7 protein-coding genes and 1 pseudogene are annotated in these 6417 nt (G+C 73.2%); 6 read left to right on the plus strand and 2 right to left on the minus strand.

Annotated elements, in window-relative coordinates; all coding sequences use genetic code 11:
- The 5 genes and pseudogenes from ACWEQL_RS39900 to ACWEQL_RS39920 all read left to right on the plus strand — a co-directional run.
- Nucleotides 1-306, plus strand: a pseudogene (locus ACWEQL_RS39900) (heavy metal translocating P-type ATPase); the annotation flags it as partial.
- Nucleotides 307-624: 318 nt separating this feature from the next.
- The gene (locus ACWEQL_RS39905) at nucleotides 625-1623 is read left to right on the plus strand and encodes a phospholipase (protein ID WP_452156114.1); all 999 of its coding nucleotides are present in this window, start codon (nucleotides 625-627) and stop codon (nucleotides 1621-1623) included.
- Between the two features lie 65 nt (nucleotides 1624-1688).
- Entirely contained in the window at nucleotides 1689-2315 is a 627-nt protein-coding gene (locus tag ACWEQL_RS39910; RefSeq protein WP_452156116.1) for a hypothetical protein, read from the plus strand.
- 3 nt (nucleotides 2316-2318) lie between these two features.
- Entirely contained in the window at nucleotides 2319-2672 is a 354-nt protein-coding gene (locus tag ACWEQL_RS39915; protein ID WP_452156118.1) for a hypothetical protein, read from the plus strand.
- Between the two features lie 323 nt (nucleotides 2673-2995).
- Nucleotides 2996-3607: a hypothetical protein gene (locus ACWEQL_RS39920; RefSeq protein WP_452156120.1), complete on the plus strand. Its 612-nt coding sequence runs from the start codon at nucleotides 2996-2998 to the stop codon at nucleotides 3605-3607.
- A gap of 96 nt (nucleotides 3608-3703) precedes the next feature.
- Here the strand turns inward: ACWEQL_RS39920 and ACWEQL_RS39925 are convergent, their stop codons facing one another.
- A complete protein-coding gene (locus tag ACWEQL_RS39925; protein WP_452156122.1) occupies nucleotides 3704-4465 on the minus strand; it encodes an ABC transporter permease in 762 nt (253 codons plus the stop codon).
- Nucleotides 4455-5387: an ATP-binding cassette domain-containing protein gene (locus ACWEQL_RS39930; RefSeq protein WP_452156124.1), complete on the minus strand. Its 933-nt coding sequence runs from the start codon at nucleotides 5385-5387 to the stop codon at nucleotides 4455-4457. Before ACWEQL_RS39930 ends, ACWEQL_RS39925 begins: the two co-directional genes overlap by 11 nt.
- Before the next feature lie 169 nt (nucleotides 5388-5556).
- Here ACWEQL_RS39930 and ACWEQL_RS39935 point away from each other — a divergent pair.
- Nucleotides 5557-6417, plus strand: an 861-nt coding sequence (locus tag ACWEQL_RS39935; protein ID WP_452156126.1) for a histidine kinase dimerization/phosphoacceptor domain-containing protein, incomplete at its 3' end; no start/stop codon positions are given.

Consider the following 6417-nt stretch of genomic DNA (forward strand, 5'->3'; position numbering starts at 1 on the left):
GCCGCCCTCGCCCAGGCCGACCTCGGCCTCGCCATGGGCACCGGCACCGACGCCGCCATCGAGGCCGGCGACCTCACCCTGGTCCGCGGCGACCTGCGCGCCGCCGCCGACGCCATCCGCCTCTCCCGCCGCACCCTCGCCACCATCAAGGGCAACCTGTTCTGGGCCTTCGCCTACAACCTCGCTGCCCTGCCCCTGGCCGCCGCCGGCCTCCTCAACCCGATGATCGCCGGAGCCGCCATGGCCTTCTCCTCCGTCTTCGTCGTCGGCAACAGCCTCCGCCTGCGCACCTTCCGCGCCGCCTGACAGACCATCGACCACCGGTGGACCCCGCCCGGGCCCGTGAGCACCCGCTCACGGGCCCGGCCGCCGTGTGCCCACTCGCAGGTCGATCGGCGACCCGCCCGGCACGGGTTCACCCCGTCGAGGCGCGCAGGAGGGTCCGGGCCCCGGTGCCCGATGGCCGGTCATGGCGGGCCTCCCGCAGATGACTTGGGCGCGAACGACACTTGGCCGATATGTGATCGGGCGCCTCGCGTGGGTGGTGGCGCCGGGGCAGACTGGGGCGCGATCGGTCGGCGCCACGGTTCGCGGTGCGTGTTGACCGTACATTGACACGAGGGAGTGTGCTCCTTGACCACCCAGCCCAGGCGGGGTGCCCGCCGCCGCACGATACCGGCCCTGATGGCGGCCCTCTGCGCGATCGTCGGCGTCACCGCCGTCGGTGCGACCCCGGCGGCCGCGGCCGACCGGCGACACCCGATCTACGCCATCGCGCACCGGGTCGACACCCTGGACGGCGTGAACGCGGCGCTCGACCACGGCGCCAACAGCATCGAGATCGACGTCTGCGCCTGGTGGAACCCCAACGAATGGCGCGCCTGGCACGACTGCTCCTCGGCCGGTGACAACCGGCTGGGCCCCAGCTTCGACAGCATGATCGACCGCATCCTCGCCCAGGCCGGCGCCGGGCGCCGGCTGGCCCTCGTCTGGCTGGACATCAAGGACCCCAATTACTGCGGCGAACAGCCCAACCGCGCCTGCAGCGTCGCGGGACTGCGCGACAAGGCGCAGCGCCTGACGGCCGCCGGGATCCAGGTGCTCTACGGCTTCTACGAGTACCACGGCGGCAGCACCCCGGACGTCGGCGGCCGGGGCTGGAAGAGCCTGGAGGGCCGGCTCGGCCCGCTGGAGGGCATCACGACGACCGGCGCCCGCGACCAGGTCCGCAACGCCTTCAACCGGTCCGGCTCCGGGTTCCCGAACGGCCGCCGGGTGATGGACTACGGCGACAGCGACATCACCAAGGGGTTCGGCAACTGCACCGAGGCCACCTACAACACCTGCGCGGAGCTGAAGAAGGGCGCCGCCGACCGGGCCGCCGGACAGCTCGCCGCCACGCTGTCCTGGACGACCACCTACAACGACCCCTGGTACGTCGACAAGCTGCTGGGCGACGCGCGCGTGGACGGCATCATCGCCGGCTACGGCAGCTTCACCGGAGTGCGCGAGTACGACAACGGCTGGCAGTGCGCCAACGCCGTCAACCTCATCCGCGACTGGGTGAACCGCCACGGCTCCACCCATCGCATGGCCACCGCCGGTGACCGCCTGTTCCAGTAGAAGGCGCCGCGCGGATTCGCGGCGAAGACCACGCGCGGGCCGTCCGTCCGGGAGACGATGCCCCCATGGACATCGAGACGATCGAACGCACCCGACGGGCCCTGCACGCGGTGGCCGAACTGGTCCTGGCCGGGCCGCAGCACCGGGCCAGCGGCACCATCCGGCTGCGCGCCTGCCCGGGCGGCTTCGCCACCAGTGTCGAGCCCCGGCTGCGGGTGATCGGTGCCGAGCTGGTCGCGCACGGGCAGGTGCTGTCCCTCGAACGGACCACCTGCACCGCGCTCGGCGAGGCCCTCGGGCTCGCGTGCGGCGCCCCCGCCGGGCTGTACGAGGACGGGCCGGGCATCGAGGCCGACGCCACGCTGGAGGTCGACCCGGCCGCCGCCCGCCTGCTCGCCCACTGCTTCGCGCTCGGCGACGCCGCGCTGCGCGGGCTGTTCCCGGACGCGGACCCGGTCCTGTGGCCCGAGCACTTCGACCTCGGGGTCACCGTCGACGAGGTCAACTACGGCGTCTCACCCGGCGACTCCTACCAGCCGGAGCCGTACGCCTACGTCGGCCCGCACACCCCGCGCGAGGGCGACTTCTGGAATGCGCCGTTCGGCGCCGCCCGGACGATCCGCGAACTGGGCGAGGTCGGCGGCCTCCTGTCCTTCCTGGACCAGGGCCGCCGACTGGCCCACGGCGCCTGACGGATGCGGGAGCCGGCGATCCAGCTCGAGATCCGGCGGCTCGAACACGCCCGCTTCACCGGACTGGCCGATGTCGTGGAGGGCATGGGCGCGCACACGGTCGTGCCCTTCGCCATCCCGCACGACTTCACGGAGGGGTTCCAGATCGCCTACTGGCGTCGGCCCGAGTGCTACCTCGATCCCGTCGTCCGACGGGCCAGCTCCACGTTCGCACAGCTGCCACTGACGGTGGTGGAACCGGCGATCGAGCGGCTGCGTACGGATCTCGCCTCCGGGGCATGGCGGCACCGCCACGCGGACCTGCTCGCCCACGACTCCGTGGACTTCGGCTACCGCCTGCTCGTCGCGGGCGACTGAACCGGGTTCTGTCCGGTGCCGGCCCCGCGCCAAGGGGGGGCGGGGGCAGCGGTGGACGGCCGGAGCGGTCCGGCCGTCCACCCGTCCCCTGCCTGCGCTAGTCTCCGGCAATGCCAAGCATTGATCGATCTTTCGTTCGACACCGGCGGGGCGCGGCGGTTGTGGGCATCGTCCTCAGCGTCGTCGTACTGGCCGGTTGCAGTCCGAGTGGTACCTCTACGAGCCCGGCCGGAGCGGCGTCCGCACCCGCCAATGCCACGAGCGGTGCGGCGCCGTCGGCTTCCGCGCCGGTCGCAACGAGCCCTGAGGCGAGCCCGGCGGTCATGCCACTGTCCTTCGGCTACCACGCGCTCGGCAAGCAGGAGTACATCGACCAGACGCTCTCCATCAACAACGACGGACTGACGAGCGTGGTACCCACCCTGGCGATCACAGCGGTGGACAGCGCTGGGAAGGATCTGCCCGACGTACGGGTCACGACCGCCTACGGGAGCGACCGAGGCAGCCTCATCGTCCAGCCCCGCGGGGGCTACGACGTCCTGGCCTTCAGCGGAACCGGCGCCGGCCAGGTCGCCGATGTCAGGGTGACCGTCAAGGAGCTCGTCCCGGCGGATCTTCCGGCCAAGGTGTCCGGCATCGAGGCCGGACCGGCAGACGCCGCCGGTCAGCCCATGAGCAAGTTCGATGCCTTCGACCAGGTCATTCTGAAGAACCCGAACAACACGGCGGTATCGGTCCGCGTCGTCTATCTGGTCTACGACCAGCCGAAGCCCGGATCGCCTCAGCAGGCGATCGAGGTGGTCCCGATCGGCGGGCTGACGACGATTCCGGCCGGGGGTACCTCTTCGGTGACCGTAACCGGAGACGCCAAGGCGGCCGTGCAGAAGTTCTCAGGCGGTCCGGCCGTCAGCGTCAAGACCTACTTCTCCCGATGACCGGTCGCGCGGGGCCACCGGACCCCGGCCCCGCGCCCCGAGATCCTGCACACGCGGGGGGCCGCGTCGTCACCCTTCGGGCCGACGGGGCGTCACTCAAGCGTCGCGGCCGCGCAGCGTGAGGTATCCGGCGAGCAGGGCCGCCGCCGTCCAGGCGGCGAGGACCAGCAGGCCCGTCCCCGGGGAGAGTCCCGGATCGGCCTTCATGACCTCCGCGCCGGCGTGGTCGGGCAGGTAGCGGGCGGCGGTGCGCAGGGCCGGGACGGTGTTGGCCACCGGTGAGAGTACGAAGACGAAGGCGAACAGCAGCGAGAGCGCGAGCGCCGTACCGCGCAGCACCGTCGCGACGCCCAGCGCGAACAGGCACATCAGGGTCAGGTAGAGGCAGGCCCCGAGGACGGCGCGGAGTGCTCCGGGACGGCCCAGCCCGACGCCGTACGGGCCCAGGGCCGCCTGGGAGGCGAGGAAGGCGAGGAACACGGTCGGTACGGCGACGAGCAGTGCCACCGCGGCGGCAGCGGTGATCTTGGAGAGGTAGAACAGGCCGCGGTCGGGTACCGCGGCGAGCGAGGCGCGGATCATGCCGCTGCCGTACTCGGCGCAGATCAGCAGGACCGCGAAGGCGATCAGGGCCAACTGGCCGAACTGGACGCCGACGAAGCCGGCGTCCACCGGGTCGAAGTCGGGGCGGAGCAGGCCGCTGCCCCGGTCGATCGCCGAACGGGCGGACGCGCCGTTGAGCACGCCGGTCCCCACGCTGACCACCAGGGCGAGGAGGAGCGGGACGAGTGTCGACCGGACCGTCCGGATCTTGGTGAGTTCGGCCCGGACGACGGCCACCGGAGCGTTAGAGGACATGCCGGCCGCTCCCCGTGAAGGCCTCGGCCCGGTACTGGGCGGCGTCACCGGTGAGGCGCAGGAAGGCGTCCTCCAGCGAGGCCGTACGGGTGGCCAGCTCGCCGAGGACGATCCCGGCCCCGGCCGCGATCCTGCCCACCTGCTCCGTTCCGGCGCCGTCGACCACCACGGCGTCACGCTCCTCCTGGTGCGCCGTCAGGCCGGCGCGGTTCAGGACGCCCAGGAGCCGGTCCGGCTCGGAGGTGCGGACCAGCACCTGAGGGCGGCAGTGGTCGGCGATGAAGTCGTCCGTGCTGCTGTCGGCGAGCAGCCGGCCGCGTCCGATCACCACCAGGTGGTCGGCGGTGACCGCCATCTCGCCCATCAAGTGGCTGGACACCAGGACCGTCCGGCCCTCGGCGGCCAGCCCCCGCAGCAGGGCGCGGATCCAGCGCACGCCCTCCGGGTCGAGGCCGTTGACCGGTTCGTCCAGCAGCAGCACCCGCGGGTCGCCGAGCAGGGCGGCGGCGATGCCGAGCCGTTGGCCCATGCCGAGCGAGAAGCCGCCGGCCCGGCGGGAGGCGACGGACTCCAGGCCCACCACGGCGAGCACCTCGCGGACCCTGGCCCGGCCGATCCGGTTGGACCGGGCGAGCCACAGCAGGTGGTGGTACGCGGTGCGGCTGCTCTGCACCGCACCGGCGTCCAGCAGTGCGCCGACGTGTCGAAGTGGCTCGCGCAGTCGGTGGTAGGCCGTGCCGTCGTAGCGGACGTGGCCTTCGTCGGGGCGGTCCAGGCCGAGCATCATCCGCAGGGTGGTGGACTTGCCGGCCCCGTTCGGGCCGAGGAAGCCCGTCACCCGGCCGGGCCGGACGGTGAAGGTGAGCCCGTCGATCGCGAGGGTGTCGCGATAACGCTTGGTCAGTCGCTGGAGTTCGATCACGGCATCAGGCTGCCGTGCGGCCGGGCCGCGGCACATCGGCCCGTGATCCGACCCGTGGCCTCCACCGCGGGGTGGAGACGGGGCGGCCGCGGGGGCGCCTTCTCCTACCACGGTCGGTTATCCCCGGGGCCGAGGTACCGGCCGCTGCCGGGCGGATACGGTGGGCCGCATGGCCCCACTCCTACCGCTCCGGCTGACGGCGTACCGCGACGGTGAGGTCCGGCCGCTGAGCCGTGGGGGGTCGGTGGCGCTCGACGGCCTGGTGGCCGTGGTGCTGACCGGGCTGTTCCTGGCCCTGCCGGGCCCCGGGTCCGGAGGGTGGCCGGTCCGGCTCGCCCTCGCGGCCGCGATGGGGCTTCCGCTGGCCCTGCGCCGGGCCCGCCCGGCCGTGGTCTGCGCGGTGGTCGCCGTGGCCTCGCTCGCGGCCACGGCGACGGGCGCCGTCCGCGAACCGTTCCTCGCCGTGGCCCTCGCGCTCTACCAGTTGGCGGTCACCACCCCGGTCCGGCGGGTGCCCACCCCGGTGGTCGGCGCGGTGAGCGCCGGTGTGGCGGTGCTGCTCCTGATCGCGGGCTCGCCCGGCGGCGCCGGGCAGGACCTCGTGCTCCACCTCGCCGGCCTGGTGCTGGCCGGGATGGCCTGGGTGCTCGGCAGGGCGGTCCGCGAGCGGCGCGCGCAGGCGGCCCGCTCGGCCCGGCGGGCCGCCGCGGAGGCCGTCACCGAGGAACGGCTCCGGATCGCCCGGGAACTGCACGACATCGTGGCGCACCACATCGGCGTGATCGCGGTGAAGGCCGGTGTGGCCAACCATCTGCTGGCGACGCACCCGGAGGGCGCCGGGGAGGCCCTGGGGGTGATCGAGACGGCCAGCCGGTCGGCCCTCACCGAGATGCGGCAGATGCTCGGTGTGCTGCGCGCCGGCGGGAGGGCGTCGGGCCGGGTCGGCGAGACTGGTCCACGGCACGAGATGCCGGAGCACCACACGTCGGAGCACCACTCCCGTCGGCCCGTACCATCACCGGGTCCGCAG

The sequence above is a fragment of the Kitasatospora sp. NPDC004240 genome (assembly GCF_053603215.1).

Excerpts from the sequence above, each read along its gene's own strand:
- ACWEQL_RS39910 (WP_452156116.1), top strand. The coding sequence starts at position 1,689 with ATGGACATCGAGACGATCGAACGCACCCGACGGGCCCTGCACGCGGTG.
- ACWEQL_RS39915 (WP_452156118.1), top strand. The coding sequence starts at position 2,319 with ATGCGGGAGCCGGCGATCCAGCTCGAGATCCGGCGGCTCGAACACGCC.
- ACWEQL_RS39920 (WP_452156120.1), top strand. The coding sequence starts at position 2,996 with ATGCCACTGTCCTTCGGCTACCACGCGCTCGGCAAGCAGGAGTACATC.
- ACWEQL_RS39925 (WP_452156122.1), bottom strand. The coding sequence starts at position 4,465 with ATGTCCTCTAACGCTCCGGTGGCCGTCGTCCGGGCCGAACTCACCAAG.